Here is a 17,337-nt window from a genome sequence, read left to right on the forward strand (position 1 = left end):
CATCGACCCGGGGAGGGGACGGGGTCGATCAGGAGTCTCCGGTGCCGCCATCGGTCCCCGGGAAGCGTCTCAGGTCGAGGGTGACCGGGAAGTCCGTCACGGCCGGGCCGAGACCGGTCAGCGGGTCGGGCAGCGCGGCGACGTCGATGGGACCGCCGGTGTGTCCGTCGGTGACGAAGCGTGCGGCCCGGCGCGACTCCGCGGCAGCGGCGTTGACGGGGTAGGAGTCGTAGGAGACGCCGCCCGGGTGGGTCACGTGGTGGGTGAAGCCCCCGAGGGAGCGGCCCGACCACCGGTCGACGAGGTCGAAGACGAGTGGCGCGTGCACCCCGATCGTCGGGTGCAGCGCCGACGGGGACGTCCGGGCGCGATAGCGCACGCCGCCGACGAAGGCGCCGGTGCTCCCCTTCGACCCGACGGGACCACCCCACCCGTGCTCGGCCACGGGGGCCATCGGGACGGGGACGCCGTTGCACGTGACGACGTGACGTCCCTCGACGAGGCCGACGGCGCGCACCTGCAGCTTCTCGACGGAGGAGTCCACGGTCCGGGCGGGGCCGGTCGGGCCGGCCTCGCCGAGGACGGGCCACGGCTCGAGCGCCGTGCGCAGCTCGAGCTCCACGCCGCCGACGAGCGTGTCCCCGAGCCGGGGGAAGCGGAACTCGAGGAAGGAGTCGAACCAGGCGGGGTCGATGCGCCCGGCGCCGGCCGACTCGAGGTAGCGGTTGACGTCCTCGATGACGTCGCGCAGATCGGCGGCGACGAAGGCCGGCAGCAGGTAGCGGTCGTGCAACCGGGTGCCCCAGCGCACCAAGGGACCGGAGTAGGGCTCCGCCCAGAAACGGGCGACGAGCGAACGGACGAGCAGCGCCTGCAACAGCGCCATCCGCGGGTGCGGGGGCATCTCGAGGCCACGCATCTCGAGCAGGCCGAGCCGACCCTGCTCCGGGCCCGGGGCGAAGAGCGCGTCGATGCACAGCTCCGACCGGTGCGAGTTGCCGGTGACATCCGTCAGGAGGTGGCGCAGGAGCCGGTCGGCGAGCCACGGCTCGGCGCCGTGCTCCTCGACGGGCTCCCTCGCGAGGAGGTGGTCCATCTGGGCGAAGGCGATCTCCAGCTCGTGGAGCGCGTCGGGGCGGCCCTCGTCCACACGGGGGGCCGGCGAGCTCGGGCCGATGAAGCGACCCGAGAAGAGGTAGCTCAGCGCCGGGTGGTGCTGCCAGTAGGTCAGGAGCGAACGCAGCAGGTCCGGGCGGCGCAGCAGCGGGCTGTCGGCGGGGGTCGCGCCACCGAGGGTCAGGTGGTTACCGCCGCCGGTGGGGGTGTGCGACCCGTTGAGGTCGAACTTCTCGCTCGCGAGGTGGATCTGCCGCGCGTGCTCGTGGATCGACTCGGTCTGCTCGACGAGCTCGTGCCAGGACGCGGTCGGGGCGACGCCGACCGTGATGACCCCGGGCTCCGGCGTCACCGACGTCGTGCGCACCCGGTCGTCGTCGGGGAGCGGATGGCCCTCGAGGACGACCGGCTGCCCGAGCTCGGCGGCGGCGGCCTCGATGGCGGCGACGAGCTCGATCGCCGCCTCGAGGTCCTCGAGCGCCGGGAGGACGACGAAGAGGTGTCCGTCGCGGTGCTCGACGGCCGGGGTGGCGGGGTCGACCCCGAGCCGACGGGCGATGCCGGTGGCGAGGTCGCGGGCGGCGTCGGCCGCCTCGGGACTGCCGGAGTCGAGACGGCCGACGCCCCATGGTGAGTCGAGCAGCGTCGGGTCGTGCCACAGGGGCAGGCCGTCGGCGCGGTCGGCGAGCGTGATCTGCCAGCCGGGGAGCGGGACGCCGGGGCGCCCCCGGCCCGGACCGTGGTGGCGCAACGTCCCCGACCGGGACAGCCGGACCGCCAGGGCCATCGCCAGCGCCTGCTTCTCCTCACCGTCCGCGGCGGTGTGCCACTGGGGGTCGCTCGTGCCGCCGGCCGCGACGAAGGTCGGCGCACCAGCCATCGTCAGGCGCACGTCGCCCTTCGCCAGCAGCGCGTCCACGGCCTCGCCGAGCTCGTCGACCCGGGCCCACTGCGTGGCGTCGAGCGGTCGGGTGACCCGGGGGTCCTCGGCGAGCCGGGTGACGCTGTTGGCGAAGTCGAAGGAGACCTCGACCGGCCCGGTCGACCCGGTGATCGGCGCGGCCGAGGCGGGGTGCGGGGTGGCCGAGAGCGGGATGTGTCCCTCGCCGCAGAGCAGGCCGGAGGTGGCGTCGAGGCCGACCCACCCGGCGCCGGGGATGTAGACCTCGGCCCACGCGTGCAGGTCGGTGAAGTCCTCCGCCGGTCCGTCGGCGCCGTCACCGACGGCACCGAGGTCGGCGGTCAGCTGGACGAGGTATCCGGAGACGAAGCGGGCCGCGAGACCGAGGTGGCGCAGTGCCGCGACGAGCAGCCAGGCGCTGTCCCGGCACGAGCCGATGCCGCGCTGGAGGGTCCGGGCCGGGGTCTGCACGCCGGCCTCGAGCCGCACCGTGTAGTCGACGCTGCCGCGGATCGCCCGGTTGAGGCCCACGACGAAGTCGACGATCGGCGTGCCCCGGCCGGGCGCGGCGTCCGCGGGGCCGCTCAGCAGGTCGGGCAGCTGGTCCTCGAGCCAGGCGACGACCTCCGGTGCGGTGGTGCCCCCGTCGTCGCCGATGGGGTGGAGGTACGGGGCCAGATCGGCCCGCAGCTGCTCCGGGAGGACGAAGGGAAAGGTCGTCGCCCAGTCCTCGACGAAGAAGTCGAAGGGGTTGATCACCGTCATGTCGGCGAGCAGGTCGACGGTGATCTCGAGCCGCTCGACCTTCTCGGGGAAGACGACCCGGGCCAGCCAGTTCCCGAAGGGGTCCTGCTGCCAGTTGATGAAGTGGTTCGCCGGCTCCACCCGCAGCGAGTAGCTCGGGATCGGCGTCCGGGAGTGCGGGGCGGGCCGCAACCGGATCGTGTGCGGGTACACCTGCACCGGCTCAGCGAAGCTGTAGCTCGTGCGGTGCTCGAGGGCCACGCGGATGGTCACGTGCCCACTGTAGGCGTGCCGGTGCGCAGCTCACTTCGCCAAGTTGTCGAGGATCTCCTGGGCCTTCTTCTCCAGCTCTTCGGTGCCGTTGCTCTCGCGGTAGCTCGCCGAGCGCACGGACACGAGGTTGTGGCCGACGCGGACGTCGAGGTGGTCGAGGTAGATCCGGTGGGTCCTGCCCTTGAGCGTGACGAAGCTCGTGAGTCGCACGGCGAAGGTCTGCTCGCCGATGTTGCGCACCGGCAGGCCCTCGGCGAGGATCCGGTCGTCGAAGGAGCTGCCCGCGGAGGTGCCGGTGAAGGCGAAGGCCTCGCACTGGCCGAGGGCGTCGCCGGCGCGGCTGAGCAGGCCGGGGCTGACCGGCGAGGAGTGCGAGGAGACCGAGAGGGTGTAGCCCTGGTAGGTCTCGAGGTCGTCGGCGTCGGTGAAGTAGTCGCTCTCGGCATACGCCGTGCGCATCGTCTTCGCGGTGCGGCCCTGCCAGCCCAGACGCAGCAGGTCGATGCAGACCTCGGGGTCGGTGCGCCGCTGCTTGACGGTGGCGCTCTCGTTCGGCGTGGCGTCGGCGGGCCTCTCCGGCAGGACCTGCTTCGCCTCGGCGTCGGTGAGCTCGCGCTCGGCCCGCCCGAAGTCCGTGGACCGGGTGGGGCTGGGGGTCGTGCCCTGCGACGCGGAGGAGGACGAAGGGGGCGAGGACGGGTCGTCGCCGGCGAGGGGGCCGACGCACCCGGCGACCGCGAGGGCGGTGACGGTGGTGACGGCGATCGCCCGGGCGGGCCTCACGTGCTCTCCCGAAGGTTCTTCAGCGCGGCACGGGCGGCCCGCTCGGTGGCCGAGGTGTCCGGCTCCTCGAGGTAGTCGCCGTTGACGACGAAGACGGTGTTGTGCCCGACCTTGATGACGACGTAGTCCATCGTCACCGTGCGCAGGCTCTGCGAGATCTTCGTGCGCAGCGCCAGGGTCCGGTCCCCCATGTTGGGGAAGGGGAGCTGGCTGCTGCGGTAGGTGCTGACCGAGCCGGTGTCGGCCTGGGTGACCTCCATGCTGGAGCACGTCCCGATGAGCGACCCGGCGTCGTCGAAGAGGCGCGAGGGCATCGCCTCGTCGGTCGAGTAGGCCCAGATCCCCATGAAGGAGCCGTGGCCCACCGTGCTCTCGCCCCGGACGTAGTTGTCCTGGACCCGGGCGCGCTGGCTGGAGAGCACCTTGTCGCGCTCCGGCCCCTTCAGCAGCAGGGGAGCGCACGCGCTCGGGGAGATGTCGCTGGTCTCGGTCTCGAAGATGGTCTTGGCCGGGTCGTGCGCCCAGTCCGGACCGAGGTCGGCGGGCGAGGGCAGGACCCTGTGCAGCTCGGCCTCGTCGAGGGGACGCCCGGCGCCGGTCACGGGACCCTCGTCCGTCGTCGACTCGGACCCGGAGGACGTGGCGGGCGGTGAGGTGGGCTCGTCCCCACCCGGGAGGGCCGAGCACCCGGCCAGGGCGAGCGCGGCCAGGACGCCGACGACGCGGGCGGACCGCATCACAGCTCCTCCAGGTTGTCCACCGTGGTGCGGGCCATCTCCTCGACGACCTGGGTGGACAGCTGGGACTCGGGAGCCGCGCTGTAGACGATGTAGACGAGGTTGTGACCCAGGGACACTCCTGCGAGCTGGACCTTGCCGCCGACGAACATCTTGTCCCCCGACAACATCTCCAGCCCCACGACGTAGGTGCGATCGCCCATCGGGGGCAGCGTCGCCGGCTCGATCGCCCACTTCGTCGTGCCCTGCTTGTCGATCTTCGTGAACTCGGCGCACGTGCTCTGGGCCGCCCCGGCGGCGTCGAAGAGCTCGCCGGGCACCGCGGTGTCGTGGCTGACGACCGTCACGCTGACGACCCCGCCGAAGTCTCCGGAGTAGTTCTGGCTGGTCTTGGCCCGGACGTGTGTGTCGAGGGTTCGGCCCTCCTCGCCGTCGAGCTCCACGTCGCGGCACGTGGCCGGGTAGGAGGTGGACTCGGGATCGCGCGGGGAGTCCTCGGTCTCGTCCACGGTGAGCTCTGCGGGGAGCTGCTCCTTCGTCGGCAGCGCGGACGTGGCCTGCTCCTCGGTGAGCTGCTGGCCCCCCTTCGCCGTCGACTCGGGCTCGCCGCCGCCACCACCTCCGTCGCCATCGCCGGGCAGGCAGGCACTGGTCAGCGCCAGGGCGGCGACCACGGCGCTGCCCCGGACGACTGCTCGTGCGAAAACCATGATGTTCCCTTCGTCTCCTCGGGACCACGATAGGTCCGGACGAGGGCGAGGCAGCAGTTGTGTCCCGTCTCGGTGACAATGCGGGGATGGTCATCTCCGCCTCCACACCCGTGTGGCGCACCCCCGGCATGCCGGCGGTCCTGGGCATGACCCTCGCCGGGTTCTCCGGGTTCTCCGCGCTCATGCCCGTCGCGCCGCTCTGGGCCGCCCACGGTGGAGCCGACTCGGTCGGGGTCGGGGCGGTCAACGGCGTGCTCATGCTCTTCACCGTGCTCACCCAGCCCTTCGTGCCGGCGGCGGTCCGGCGCTGGGGGTGGGGACCGGTCATGGCGGTGGGCAACCTGCTGCTCGGGCTACCAGCGCTCGGCCACCTGCTCTCCGACGACCTGCGGCTGATCCTCGCGCTCGCCGCGGTGCGCGGGCTGGGCTTCGGGATCCTCACCGTCACCGGCAGCGCCGCGGTGGCCAACCTCGTCGATCCCCGACGGCAGGGCGCAGCCGTCGGGGTCTACGGGCTGGCGATCGCCGTCCCCCAGGTGCTCCTCATGCCGGCCGGTCCCTGGCTGGCGGAGGAGGTGGGCTTCGGGGTGGTGTTCGCCGCCGGAGCTGTGCCACTCCTCGGCTGCATCCCTGCGTTGCTCGCGGGGCGGTCGATCATCGTCGTCCCGGATGACTCGCCGGTCACGCACTCCCGCCGGCAGGTGTACCGCTCGCTCCTGCGCCCCATGCTGCTGCTCCTGGGTGTCACCCTCGCGGGGGGTGCGCTCATCACCTTCTCCAGCGACCTCGCCGGGGCGGCCTGGCTGGCCACCTCCGCGCTGCTGCTGCTCACGGGCGCGGCGGCCCTGAGCCGCTGGAGGATGGGCGCCTGGGCCGACCGCTGGGGACCGGGAACCTTCCTGTGGCCACTCGTCCTCCTCACCGGTCTCGGGCTCGTGCTCGTCGCCGTCTCCCTCTCGCAGGAGGGGGGCACCGCTGCGGCGCTGCTACTCGTCGGCGTGCTCTGCGTGGGTCTGGCCTACGGCGGGTTGCAGAACCTCACGCTCGTCCTGGCGCTGTCCTCGGTCTCCCGCCGGGACTACGGCACGGCGAGCGCGGTGTGGAATGTCGGCTTCGATGCCGGCACCGGCCTGGGGTCGGTCCTCGTCGGGGCCATCGCCGCCGGGGCCTCCTTCACCGAGGCGCTGCTCGTTGCCGCGGCGATCTCGCTCGCGACCCTGCCGCTGGCGCTGGTGCGCCGCAGGGGTCAGCCCTCCAGGTCCTCGAGCACGCTGTCCGCCAAGTCGGACATGGTCTCGTCGGAGTAGCGCGAGTAACTGGTGAGCACCCGGATGTTGATGACGTTGTGGCCGCTGCGCACCCACAGCTGGTCGATCGTCAGGTCGAGATCGAACACGCCGGACCGGTGGGCGTAGCTCTGGTCGCCGACCACCGGGGCGACGATGTTGCTCGTCCTCTTGTCGATCCAGGTGCCGCTCGCCGAGCCCTTCTCCTCGAAGGTCGCGCACTTCCCGAGCATCGAGCCGGCCTCGTCGAAGTACTCCTTCGGGAAGGGCTCGTCGTAGGTGGCGATGAAGGTCGAGGCACTCGGCCGGCCGGCCCGGTCGCCGGGCTCGGAGTAGCGCACGCCGTCGATGGCGGTGAGGTGCTCCTCCTTCCACGCGCGGATCTCGTCGGTGTCGAGGTAGACCGCCCGGCACCGATCGGGGTCGGTCTGCCGGGTGCTGGCCTCCCCCGACTCGATGCGGTCGTCCTTGACGAAGCCCTTGGGCGCGTCCTTGAGCGTCGGCAGGGCAGCGGCGATCTGCTTCGTCGTCAGCTCCTGCTGGGCCGGTCCGTCGGTCCTCTCGGGCGCAGCCGTCTCGGTGACCGTCACGGTCGAGGACTCCGGCTCGGGCGGGCTCGTCGATGCCGAGTCCTCGCCACTGCCGCAGGCGGCAAGGAGCCCCAGGGACAGGACGGCGGCGAAGGGGGCCAACCTGCGGGTGCGTGCGGTCATGAAGCCGTTCTCAGGTCGTCGACGAAGTGCGGTCCCCACGGGAGAAGGTTCTCACGCCTCGTGCGTGGCCGGTGGAGATCGCACCACGTATCGTCGGCGTGGACGATCGAGGAGGGACCGTGGAGCAGATCTCCCGCCGCAGCGTGCTCACCACCATCGCCGGCCTCTCCGGGGCTGCCGCCCTGACGGGCTGCTCGGACGAGACGGAGCCGAGCCTCGCCGACCAGAAGTCCACCACCTACGACTACGGCGACGATGCGCCCTCTTCGTCCTCGACCGCAGAGGCGTCCGGCGGCGGCACCACGGGTGCGCTGACCACGGTCGACCTCGACTCGCCGGAGGACCTGCGGAACCGGTGGGCCGCGTACGTGGCCGTGTGGACCGCGGCCGACATCGGCGTCGCCGACGATCACGGTCCGCGGGCGGAGGACGGCGACTGGGTCTACGTCATGGAGGTCGGTGAGTGGGCCTGGCTCGTGCGCTTCGCGGACGGACGGGCCGTGCTCGCCGGGCAGGGGAACCCGGACACGCGGCGCGACGACGCGCAGGAGAAGGAGGCCCGGGCAGCGCTCCTCGCCGGTGCGCCCTCGTGGTGGAAGGCCTACGAGAAGGTCGTCCCGGAGTTCAACTCGGTCGGCTTCGTCCTCGGCTGGGACGGGAAGAAGTGGCAGCGAGCCGGCGCGCCCGGTGCCCGCGGCGGATTCGGGGCCCTGACCTTCTACCTCGCCACGGCCGAGCGGCTCGGTGAGCAGCTGGCGCGCTGGGGCAGCGAGGGCAGGACCGGGTACACCGGAAGCGCCCGCGTCGCCGCCGATCGGGTCATGAAGGCGGGACCGAAGGTCACCGCCGCCCAGCTGAAGGCTCTCGGCCCCGGTGTGGACGCGAGGCGCCTGTCGGCCGCGACGAAGGCCGCCCGGGCCTTCGGGGGGAAGGGCACGCACTGACCCCGGACGCAGGCCCGGCGCCGGAGGTTACTCCGGCGCGGCCTGCGCCGTGCACACGCACGCAACATTGCCGTCGGCGTCGGCGAGCACCCACCACGACGGGGCGAACTCGTCCGTGACGAGGCGCCCACCCGCTGCGATCACGGCGTCGACGCGCTCGCGGGCGCGGTCGTGGGGCACGTAGACGTCGAGGTGCACGCGGTCACGACCCTCGCGCAGCTCGCTCTCCTGGAACCAGATCTCCGGCAGCTGCCCGTCAGGACTGGGCAGGGAGCCGTCATCGGCCGGGGAGTGGCCGGTGAGGGCGGCCCAGAAGCCGCGGATCGCGCCGGCGTCGGGGGTGTCGATGCCGACGGTCATCTGCGTGCCGACCTCGGGAGTGACTCCCGCGCCGACGTCGTCGGCGATCCGCGAGATCGTGCCGGCGAGCTCGATGTCGCGGGAGGTGAGACCGCCGACGTCGTGGCTGGTCAGGCCCAGCCCGACCCAGTTGTACCGCACGTCGATGTCGGGGTGGTGGTTCGCCTCGTCCGCGGCGGCGGCGATCTTCACCACCAGGTCGAGGGCCTCGGTGAAGCCGTCGGTGGTCAGCCGCGTGCGCAGGACCCCGCCGACCTCCCGCCACGCCCCGGGGGCCCGGTCGTGGACCTGTGCGCTGGTCAGAACCTGCTTGGCGTCGTCGCTCATGTGACCCACGTTAGGGCGCTTTCGTGTTCATCCCAAGGGTTTGCGTGGGTAGCCTCCGAGTATGACCGGCGCAGCCTTCTTCGACCTCGACCGCACGCTGCTGCCCAAGGCATCGGGCCCGGCGCTCTCGGCGGCGATGCGAGAGACGGGCGTCGTCACCTCACGACTGCCGGGGGAGTCGCTCCTCTTCGGCTACTTCAACCTCCTCGGGGAGTCGCTCGGCTCGATCGCGCTGGCCCGTCAGGCCGTGCTCGTGGCCAAGGGGCGCCCGGCCGACGCCTTCGACGAGGCCGCCGAGGTCGCGGCAGACGTGCTCGAGCCGATGGTCGCCCCCTTCGCGCGGATGCTCATCGACGAGCACCACGAGGCCGGCCGTCTCGTCGTCCTCGCGACGACGACTCCGGAGCACCTCATCCTGCCCTTCGCGGAGCGTCTGGGCATCGACGTCGTCATCGCCACCCGGTACGAGGTCGGCGAGGACGGCGCCTTCACCGGACGCAATGACGGCCACTTCGTGTGGTCGATGGGCAAGATGGCGGCCGTACGCGAGTGGGCCGACGAGGAGGGCATCGACCTCGAGGAGTCCTTCGCCTACTCCGACTCGATCTACGACGCGCCGCTGCTCAAGGCGGTCGGCAACCCGGGCGCGGTCAACCCCGACCCCCGGCTGCAGGCACTGGCCACCGTGGCCCGCTGGCCGGTGCTGCACTTCGACACGTCGCCGGGGGTCGTCAAGGTGCCGATCATCGGCGTGGAGCTGCAGCAGATCGTCACGACGCTCACCCGCCCGGAGTTCTTCCCCTACGCCAAGTTCACCATCGAGGGCGAGGAGAACGTGCCCAGGACCGGCCCGGTCATCCTCGTCGGCAACCACCGCTCGTACTTCGACGTCACGACGATGCTCGTGGCGATGGGTCGCACCGGGCGCACCGGGCGCTTCCTGGGCAAGAAGGAGCTCTTCGACGTGCCCCTGCTCGGGCTCTTCGCCCGGGCCATGGGCGGGATCGTCGTCGATCGCTTCAACGACGACCCGGACAGCCCGGGTGCCTTCGCCAACGCCGTGCGCACCCTCGCCGGCGGTGAGCTCGTCGCGATGATGCCCGAGGGGACGATCCCGCGCGGCATCCACTTCTTCGAGCCGGGCATGACCGGTTACCCCGGCGCGGCGCGCCTGGCCCACCTGACCAGCGCGACGGTCATCCCCTTCGCGCTGTCGGGCACCGAGAAGGTCTGGCCACGGTCGGAGCGGCTGCCGCGGATGACCCAGCTGCTCTCCCGGCCCGAGGTGAGGGTGCGCTTCGGCGAGCCGGTCGACCTGAAGTACCGGTCCGTCCCGCGGGACATGGACCGGATCTTCGACGCGATCACGCAGATGCTCCCGCCCGAGGTGCGCGAGCCGGCGCGCCCCACGCTCGCCGAGCTCGCCCTGACCTATCCCGAGGGCACGGTCCCGGACGAGGACCGCTGGTTCGCGGTCGACGGCGATGAGCAGGTGCGCGAGGTCTAGCGCCTCGCGGACGCGTCGCTCAGACCGAGACGCCCCAGGCGTCGTAGGCGTAGACCCAGTCCGCGTTGCCGCCGTCCTTGAGCCACTCGTTGCCGCGCGAACCCACCTGGATCTGCGCGGTGCGTTCCTGGCGCAGGGCCTCGTAGGACCGCAGTCCGTCCGGGGCCCCGTGGGCGGCCAGGCTGCGCGCGAGCACGACGGCGTCCTCGATCGCCTGGCCTGCGCCCTGGGCCATGAAGGGCATCATCGGGTGGCAGGCGTCCCCGATGAGGGTCACGCCGTCCTTGCCCCAGGTCGGCAGCGGGTCGCGGACGTAGAGCGCCGAGATGAGCACCTCGTCGCAGGCGTCGAGGAGCGTGCGGGCATCGTCGTGGAAGTCCGCGTAGGCAGCCCGGAGGTCCTCGATGCGCCCGGGAGTCGTCCAGGACTCCTCCGACCAGCTCTCCCGGTGCTCGGTGGCGAAGATGAAGGTCTCCTCCCCGCGGGTCAGGGGGAAGGTGACGATCTGCGTGTACCGGTCCCGGCCCCACCACTTCGTGAAGGAGCCGACGTCCTCCAGGTGCGCGATGCGTGAGGTGGGGACGACACCCCGGTAGGCGACGGTCCCCGTGAACTCGGGGTGCTCGGTGCCGAGGATGCTCGCGCGGACGGCCGAGTGGATCCCGTCGGCGCCGACGACGACGTCCGCCTCCTCGGTCGACCCGTCCGCAAAGCGAAGGGTGAGCGCCTCGCCCGTCGTGTCGCAGGACTCGAGCTGGTGACCGAGACGGACGGCGTCGGGGCCGACGGCGGACTCCAGAGCGGTCATCAGGTCCGCGCGGTGGATCGTCAGCTGTGGCGCTCCGTATGCCTCCTCGGCGGCATCGGACATCGGCAGCCGGGAGGTCTCCTCCCCGGTGTACCCGTCCCTGCTGATCCGGTACCGCGGGCGGGCGGCGTCGCGACGCAGGATGTCACCGACACCCAGCGGGTCCAGGGCCCGGACCGCATTGGGAGTGAGGTTGATGTCGGCACCGACCCGACCGAAGGCGCTCGTGCGCTCGTGGACGACGGCGTCCAGTCCCTCCCGGCGCAGGGCGAGGGCCAGCGTGAGTCCGCCGATGCCGCCACCGATGATTGAGATCCGCATGATCGTCCTCCTGTCGACGGACTCCCTTGTCCGTCTTCGTCGTTCGTGTGACGCACTGTCCGTGGAAATGGTGGGCGTCAGCCCTTGACCTTGAGTGGCTCTTCACCACAAAATAACTTACTACAAAAAGGTTGAGTACAAAGATGTGCTCGCCAGGATTCTCGGAGGAACTCATGAGAACGACGCGGACAGCAGTCACGGCTCTGATTGCGGGTGCGGCGCTCACAGCAACGGGCTGTGGCGGCGATGATGGTGCCGGTGCGACGGACGGGGAGCTGGAGACGACGGAGCTGACGGTCGGGTCACTTCCCCTGGCGGACTACGCCGCCCTGTACTGGGCTGACGAGAAGGGTTTCTTCGAGGAGGCCGGTCTCGACGTGACGATCGAGACGGTCCAGGGTGGTCCGGCGGGTGTGCAGCAGGTGGTCTCCGGTGAGCTCGACTTCACCAACTCGCCGGCCTTCGTCGCCGCCACCGCACACGACTCCGGTCTGCCCATCCGTTCGGTGGTCGTCACCAGCGCACTGGCGGAGGACGGCATGGGGATCTACGTGCGGGAGGACTCCCCCATCAAGGACATCAACGACCTGGACGGAAAGTCCATCGGGACCAACACCACGAAGAACATCGGTGACATCACCTTCACCGCCTACGCCGAGAGCGAGGACGCACAGGTGACGCCGAAGTGGGTCGAGGTCCCCTTCCCCGAGATGGTGAGCGGGGTCAAGGCCAAGTCGGTCGAGGCCGGGTACGTGCCGGAGCCCTTCGCCTCGCAGGCGCGGGCCGAGGGCCTGCGCAAGGTCGTCGACCTCACGACGGGACCGAACGAGGGCCTGGCCGCGGCGAGCTACCTGTCGAGCGAGGCCTTCATCAAGGACAACCCGGAGACGACGGCGGCCTTCTCGGAGGCGATGTACCAGGCCGGGGAGGACATGGCCTCGAAGGAGGACGAGGTGCGCGAGTGGCTCCCGAGCTTCAGCCAGCTGGACGAGAAGACGGCGGAGCAGATGCCCCTGCCGAGCTACTACGGCTCGTTCGACGAGGAGGGCCTGGAGAGGGCGCTCGACATGCTCAAGGACCAGGACCTGGTCGAGGACGACCTCGAGGTCTCGGACGTCCACTGGACCGCCGAGAAGTGACCCGACCCGTGTGACACGCACGAGGGGGCGCCGGGAACCACCCGGCGCCCCCTCGTGCGTGCGTTCAGGAACGGCGTCCCGAGGCGATCTCCCGCGCCAGATCGATCCACGCGGGGTCGTCCGTGCCGATGATCGTCAGGGACACCGACGGGGATCGCCGGGCCCCCAGGATGCTGGTCACGGCCGCTCCGAGGAGGGCTCCGGCGAGGATCCCCACGGCCTGACCGGCCCAGGCCCCGGGTGCGACCGACTGAGCGGCGCGAGCAGGCGCGGAGAGGGCGGCGGGAACGGCGGTGCGCTCCGGCTCGACGGCGGCCGGTGGCGCCTGGGCCTCGCCAACGGGGCCCTGGAGAACCTGTCGCTCGAGGTTCTTGCCGAACTGGGTGGCGAGACGGGTGACGACCTCCGAGAGGATTCCGCGCCCGAACTGGGCCGGCTTGCCCTGCAGCTCGAGGTCGATCGACACGTCGAGTCGGGTGGAACCCTCGGCTCCCTCGTGGACGGAGACGTCGACGACGGCGGATGCGCTGCCGGCCCCGCGCGCCTCGCTGCCGGCGGCCTCGATGTGGATCGATCGTGCGGCCTCGTCGTAGCGCAGGGTTCCCTTGCCGCCGTACTGCAGGCGCATCGGGCCGAGGCCCACGGACATCTTCCCGGAGAAGTCCTCGCCGTCCAGCGACGTGAGGGTGACCCCCGGAAGACTCTCGACGACGGCCTCCGGCTTCTGCACCAGGGGCCAGACGCGGTCCATCGGGGCGTGGATGGTCAGGGTGTGGTCGATCTGCACGGGCTCACTGTCCTTCGGCTGGCGTGGGCGCCACGGCGTCGCGCAGCAGCCTTCTGATGTGATCGGGGTTGACGGGGGTGGAGTGGATGACGACGTCGTACTCGCGCAGGGCGTCCTCGACGGCGTTGGCGATCGCGGCCTGGGGACCCACGGCGCCCCCTTCGCCGAGTCCCTTGACCCCGAGGCGGTTCGTCGGCGTCGGGTAGAAGACCTCACCGAGGCGGATCTGCGGCGTCGTCTCGATCGTGGGCAACAAGTAGTCCATGTACGTGCCGGTGGACGGCTGCCCGTTGGCGTCGTACTTCATGTGCTCCAGCAGGGCGCCTCCGATGCCCTGGACCGCGCCGCCGATGATCTGGCCGTCCGCGATTGCCGGGTTGACGATGTTGCCGGCCTCGTGGACGACGACGTAGTCGTGGATCGTCGTGGCGCCCGTGGCCACGTCGACGTCGACGACGGCTGCGTGCAACCCGCTCGACGTGGCGTAGTTCGGTGGTTTGAAGTAGGCGTGGGCGGACAGCCCGGCGCTGGGGTCGTCGCTCGGCGACTTGGTCAGCGCCCGCACGAGCTCGGCCAGCGTCATCGGCTGGGCCCCGGTGACGAGGACCTTGCCGTCGTCGATGACGACGTCGGAGGGGTCGACCCCGTGGAGCCCCGCAGCAGCGAGCGCGATCTGGCTCCGCAGCTCGCGCGAGGCCATGTCGATGGCATTGCCGGCCGTGACCATGGCGCGGCTGGCGATCGTCCCCACTCCGTACGGGAGTGCTTGCGTGTCGCCGCCCACGAGGCGGATGTCGGCCATGGGGACGCCCAGGGCATCGGCGGCGACCTGGACGAAGGTCGTGGCGTGCCCCTGGCCCTGGGAGGGGGCCCCGGTGGAGACCCGCACCGTACCCGAGGGGAGGACGGTGGCCCGGGCGGACTCGAACGGGCCCAGCCCGGACATCTCGATGTACATCCCCAGCCCGAGACCGCGGTGGACGCCCACGGACCGCAGCCGCTGCTGCTCCTTCCTGAACGCGGGAACGTCGATCATCTCCTCGACCACGTCGAGCATCTTCACGTAGTCACCCGAGTCGATCTCCTGCGGGAGTCCTCGTCGGTCGAGGAGGCCGGAGAAGTAGGGCATGTCCTCCTCCGTGAGGAGGTTGATCCGCCGGACCTCAGCGGGCTCCTTGCCCAGGCGGAGCGCCAGTCGGTCCATGGCGCGCTCCATCGCCAGAGCCGCTTCGGGCCGACCGGCACCGCGGTAGGGCGTCGTGAACATCGTGTTCGTCAGCGCACCGAAGACCTCGAGGTCCTGGGCCGGCACCCGGTAGGCGCCGGTGAGGTGAACCAGGGCGTTGTAGGCGACGACGAGTCCGACGACATTGCGGCAGCCCATGGCCGTGATGCACCTGTCCCGCACACCCAGCAGTCGCCCTTCGGAGTCCGCTGCGACGGTCAGGTGGTGGATCTGCTCGCGGGCGTGGGTGTCCGCGGTGAGGTTCTCCGTGCGGTCGGCCTGCCACCGGACCGTGCGTCCGAGGGCGTGTGCGGCGTAGGGGATGAGGATCTCCTCGACGATGAGGATGCCCTTCTGGCCGAAGCCACCGCCGACGTCGGGCGCCGTGACGGTCACGTCATCGGTCGAGAGGCCGATGGCGTGCGCGATGTGGTCGCGGACCCGGTGCGGGGTCTGCGTGTTGGACCACACCGTGAGGCGACGGGAGTAGGGGTCGACGGTGGCGACGATTCCGCGGGTCTCCATGGGGGAGGGGACGTAGCGCTGCGAGGCGAAGGTCTCCTCGAGGACGATGTGGGCGTTCGCGAGGGCCGCTTCCATGTCGCCGGTGCCCATCTTCGCGTGCACACCGATGTTGTCGTCTGCCTCGAGCAGGGCGAGTGGTGCGCCGTCCTCGAGTGCCGCCTCGGGGTCGATGACGACCGGGAGGGGCTCGTAGTCCACCGTGATGAGCTCGACCGCGTCCTCGGCCAGGTACCGTGACTCGGCCACGACCATGGCCATCGGCTGACCGACGTAGTTGACCTCGTCGTGGGCCAGGGGTGGCATGGGCTGGATCTTCACCGTGGGCGCGACGCCCTCCACAAGGCCCGGAGGGACCCTGACCTCCTCGATGTTCACGAGCGGCTCGACCACTCCGACGAGGGAGTCGCCGTCGTAGACCGCGACGACTCCGGGCGAGGTGACGGCTGCGGAGGTGTCGATCGAGGTCACCCGGGCGTGGGCGTGCGGGCTGCGGAGGAAGGCCACGTGCAGCTCGTCCGGGAGTCGGATGTCGTCGACGAAGCGTCCGGCACCGCGGAGCAGGCGCTCGTCCTCGACGCGCGGCACCGACTGCCCCACGAGCGGGGGTGCAGCGGTCGTGTCCGTCATGTCAGTCATCGTCCGACTCCCTCTCGACGACGGGCACGGCCTGCCGCGCCGCGCGCTCGATACCGCGGTACCCGGTGCAGCGGCAGATGTTGCCGCACAGCTGGTCCATGAGCTCGTCCTCGCTCGTGCCGCCCTCGCGGTCGTGCAGCTCGGCGAGCGACATGAGGAACCCTGGGGTGCAGAAGCCGCACTGCAGCCCGTGGTGCTCGTGGAAGGCGCGCTGCAGGGGGTGCAGGCCGTCGTCGGCGAGGTCCTCGACCGTGGTGACCTCCCGGCCTGAGCACGCAGCGGCGAGCGTGAGGCACGAGCGGACGGCACGACCGTCGACGAGGACGGTGCAGGCCCCGCAGGCTCCCTGCTCGCATCCGACGTGGGTCCCGGTGAGGGCCAGTCGCTCACGCAGGAAGTCGCTCAGGAGCAGTCGGGACTCCACCTCGGCGGACACGGTCGTGCCGTTGACCGTCAGGTCCACCGGGCACCAGGCCGATGGCTCGACGAGGCGAGGGGTGGTGGCAGTCGTGGTCGGTGTGGGTGTGTCATCCATGGTCATCAGCACAGCTCCCAGGCGCTCAGGATCGATCGGTTCAGCAGGGTGGCCGCCAGCTCGAGGCGCAGCTCTGCGCTGGCATGCACGTCGGTGGGTGGGGTGAGCGCAGCAGCGATGGCCCTTGTCACCTCGGCGTCCTCCCCGTGGGAGGGGGCGCGGCCGGTGAGGATCTCCTCGACGGCGGGGACACGCACCGGGGCACTGCCGACACCGAAGAAGACGGCACGGGCTCGGGCCATGGCATCGCCCTCTCTGCTGACCCGGGTCGCGACGCCGACGGTGGCGAAGTCACCGCGCCGCTGCGTGAACTCCGTGATGTCGTGGCGAGCCCCGGGCGACGGGGCGGGAAAGCGGACGCTGGTCACCAGCTCGTCCGGTGCAAGGTCGGTGGTGAAGGTCCCGAGGAAGAAGTCCGCGGCGGCGACCTCGCGCCGACCGTGGGCACTCGTGACGTCGATGACGGCATCGAGCAGGACGGCCACCGCGGGCAGCTCGGCCGAGGAGTCGGCGTGGGCGAGGCTGCCGCAGACCGTTCCGCTGTTGCGGATCTGGGGGTGGCCGATGTGTCGGATGGCGGACGCGACCGCCGGCCATCGACGGCGGATCTCAGGGTTGGCCAGCGCGTCCGACTGGCGCACGGCCGCACCGATGCGCAGCTCGCCGGCAGGACTCACCTCGATCTGCTGCAGGTCGGCGATCCGGGTGATGTCGACGAGGACCTGCGGGCGGGACATACGCATGTTCAACACGGGGATGAGCGACTGGCCGCCCGCGAGGACCTTGACCTCGCGGTCGGTGGTGGACAAGTGGTTGACCGCGTCCGCCGTGGATTCGGCTGCGACGTAGTCAAAGGGGGCGGGCTTCATTGCTGCTCCTCGGGGCCTCGATGTCAGATACCTTACCGCTCAACTGCTTTGGGGTAAATGGATGCCGGCCGCCTCTGACCGCTGGTCGCAG

Annotated in this window: 15 protein-coding genes; 4 read left to right on the top strand and 11 right to left on the bottom strand. The window is 71.1% G+C overall.

All coding sequences use genetic code 11. The annotated features are described in order from the left end of the window. Positions 1-28: 28 nt before the first annotated feature. From ACR9E9_RS03685 to ACR9E9_RS03700, 4 genes are read right to left on the bottom strand one after another with little or no spacing between them, the layout of a single operon-like run. Positions 29-3,034 carry a transglutaminase family protein gene (locus ACR9E9_RS03685; RefSeq protein WP_435201805.1) on the bottom strand — a complete coding sequence of 1,002 codons (3,006 nt, stop codon included), beginning with the start codon at positions 3,032-3,034 and terminating at the stop codon, positions 29-31. Between the two features lie 30 nt (positions 3,035-3,064). After that, positions 3,065-3,817: a hypothetical protein gene (locus tag ACR9E9_RS03690; protein WP_435201807.1), complete on the bottom strand. Its 753-nt coding sequence runs from the start codon at positions 3,815-3,817 to the stop codon at positions 3,065-3,067. After that, entirely contained in the window at positions 3,814-4,554 is a 741-nt protein-coding gene (locus ACR9E9_RS03695; RefSeq protein WP_435201809.1) for a hypothetical protein, read from the bottom strand. Before ACR9E9_RS03695 ends, ACR9E9_RS03690 begins: the two co-directional genes overlap by 4 nt. After that, positions 4,554-5,264, bottom strand: coding sequence for a hypothetical protein (locus ACR9E9_RS03700; RefSeq protein WP_435201811.1), 711 nt, complete (start codon positions 5,262-5,264; stop codon positions 4,554-4,556). The genes ACR9E9_RS03695 and ACR9E9_RS03700 overlap by 1 nt, the downstream gene beginning before the upstream one ends. A gap of 59 nt (positions 5,265-5,323) precedes the next feature. Between ACR9E9_RS03700 and ACR9E9_RS03705 the strand changes: the two genes are divergently transcribed. Further along, positions 5,324-6,571, top strand: coding sequence for an MFS transporter (locus ACR9E9_RS03705; RefSeq protein ID WP_435201813.1), 1,248 nt, complete (start codon positions 5,324-5,326; stop codon positions 6,569-6,571). Here ACR9E9_RS03705 and ACR9E9_RS03710 read toward each other — a convergent pair. Then, on the bottom strand, positions 6,511-7,263 hold the full coding sequence (locus ACR9E9_RS03710) for a hypothetical protein (protein ID WP_435201815.1): 753 nt from the start codon (positions 7,261-7,263) through the stop codon (positions 6,511-6,513). The two genes, ACR9E9_RS03705 and ACR9E9_RS03710, sit on opposite strands and share 61 nt — an antisense overlap. A gap of 119 nt (positions 7,264-7,382) precedes the next feature. Between ACR9E9_RS03710 and ACR9E9_RS03715 the strand changes: the two genes are divergently transcribed. Continuing rightward, on the top strand, positions 7,383-8,207 hold the full coding sequence (locus tag ACR9E9_RS03715; RefSeq protein ID WP_435201817.1) for a hypothetical protein: 825 nt from the start codon (positions 7,383-7,385) through the stop codon (positions 8,205-8,207). A gap of 27 nt (positions 8,208-8,234) precedes the next feature. Here the strand turns inward: ACR9E9_RS03715 and ACR9E9_RS03720 are convergent, their stop codons facing one another. Further along, on the bottom strand, positions 8,235-8,894 hold the full coding sequence (locus tag ACR9E9_RS03720) for a 4a-hydroxytetrahydrobiopterin dehydratase (protein ID WP_435201819.1): 660 nt from the start codon (positions 8,892-8,894) through the stop codon (positions 8,235-8,237). A 61-nt stretch (positions 8,895-8,955) separates the two neighbouring features. On the opposite strand from ACR9E9_RS03720, the gene ACR9E9_RS03725 reads away from it, so the two are divergent. After that, on the top strand, positions 8,956-10,401 hold the full coding sequence (locus ACR9E9_RS03725; protein ID WP_435201821.1) for an HAD-IB family hydrolase: 1,446 nt from the start codon (positions 8,956-8,958) through the stop codon (positions 10,399-10,401). A 19-nt stretch (positions 10,402-10,420) separates the two neighbouring features. Here ACR9E9_RS03725 and ACR9E9_RS03730 read toward each other — a convergent pair whose 3' ends face one another. Further along, positions 10,421-11,530: an FAD-dependent monooxygenase gene (locus ACR9E9_RS03730; protein ID WP_435201823.1), complete on the bottom strand. Its 1,110-nt coding sequence runs from the start codon at positions 11,528-11,530 to the stop codon at positions 10,421-10,423. A 173-nt stretch (positions 11,531-11,703) separates the two neighbouring features. Here ACR9E9_RS03730 and ACR9E9_RS03735 point away from each other — a divergent pair, with 173 nt between their 5' ends. Beyond that, positions 11,704-12,669, top strand: a complete 966-nt coding sequence (locus ACR9E9_RS03735; RefSeq protein WP_435201825.1) for an ABC transporter substrate-binding protein — start codon at positions 11,704-11,706, stop codon at positions 12,667-12,669. A 64-nt stretch (positions 12,670-12,733) separates the two neighbouring features. On the opposite strand, the gene ACR9E9_RS03740 is transcribed toward ACR9E9_RS03735, so the two are convergent. The 4 genes from ACR9E9_RS03740 to ACR9E9_RS03755 are packed head-to-tail and all read right to left on the bottom strand — an operon-like array spanning position 12,734 to position 17,246. Continuing rightward, on the bottom strand, positions 12,734-13,456 hold the full coding sequence (locus ACR9E9_RS03740; protein WP_435201827.1) for an SRPBCC family protein: 723 nt from the start codon (positions 13,454-13,456) through the stop codon (positions 12,734-12,736). Positions 13,457-13,460: 4 nt separating this feature from the next. Continuing rightward, complete coding sequence (locus ACR9E9_RS03745; RefSeq protein WP_435201829.1) at positions 13,461-15,842, bottom strand: xanthine dehydrogenase family protein molybdopterin-binding subunit; 2,382 nt, start codon at positions 15,840-15,842, stop codon at positions 13,461-13,463. After that, the gene (locus tag ACR9E9_RS03750; protein ID WP_435201831.1) at positions 15,835-16,383 is read right to left on the bottom strand and encodes a (2Fe-2S)-binding protein; all 549 of its coding nucleotides are present in this window, start codon (positions 16,381-16,383) and stop codon (positions 15,835-15,837) included. Before ACR9E9_RS03750 ends, ACR9E9_RS03745 begins: the two co-directional genes overlap by 8 nt. Next, positions 16,383-17,246, bottom strand: coding sequence for an FAD binding domain-containing protein (locus tag ACR9E9_RS03755; RefSeq protein WP_435201833.1), 864 nt, complete (start codon positions 17,244-17,246; stop codon positions 16,383-16,385). The genes ACR9E9_RS03750 and ACR9E9_RS03755 overlap by 1 nt, the downstream gene beginning before the upstream one ends. Positions 17,247-17,337 lie beyond the last annotated feature (91 nt).

It is taken from the genome of Janibacter sp. GS2, assembly GCF_051200835.1.
Taxonomy (GTDB): Bacteria; Actinomycetota; Actinomycetes; order Actinomycetales; family Dermatophilaceae; genus Janibacter.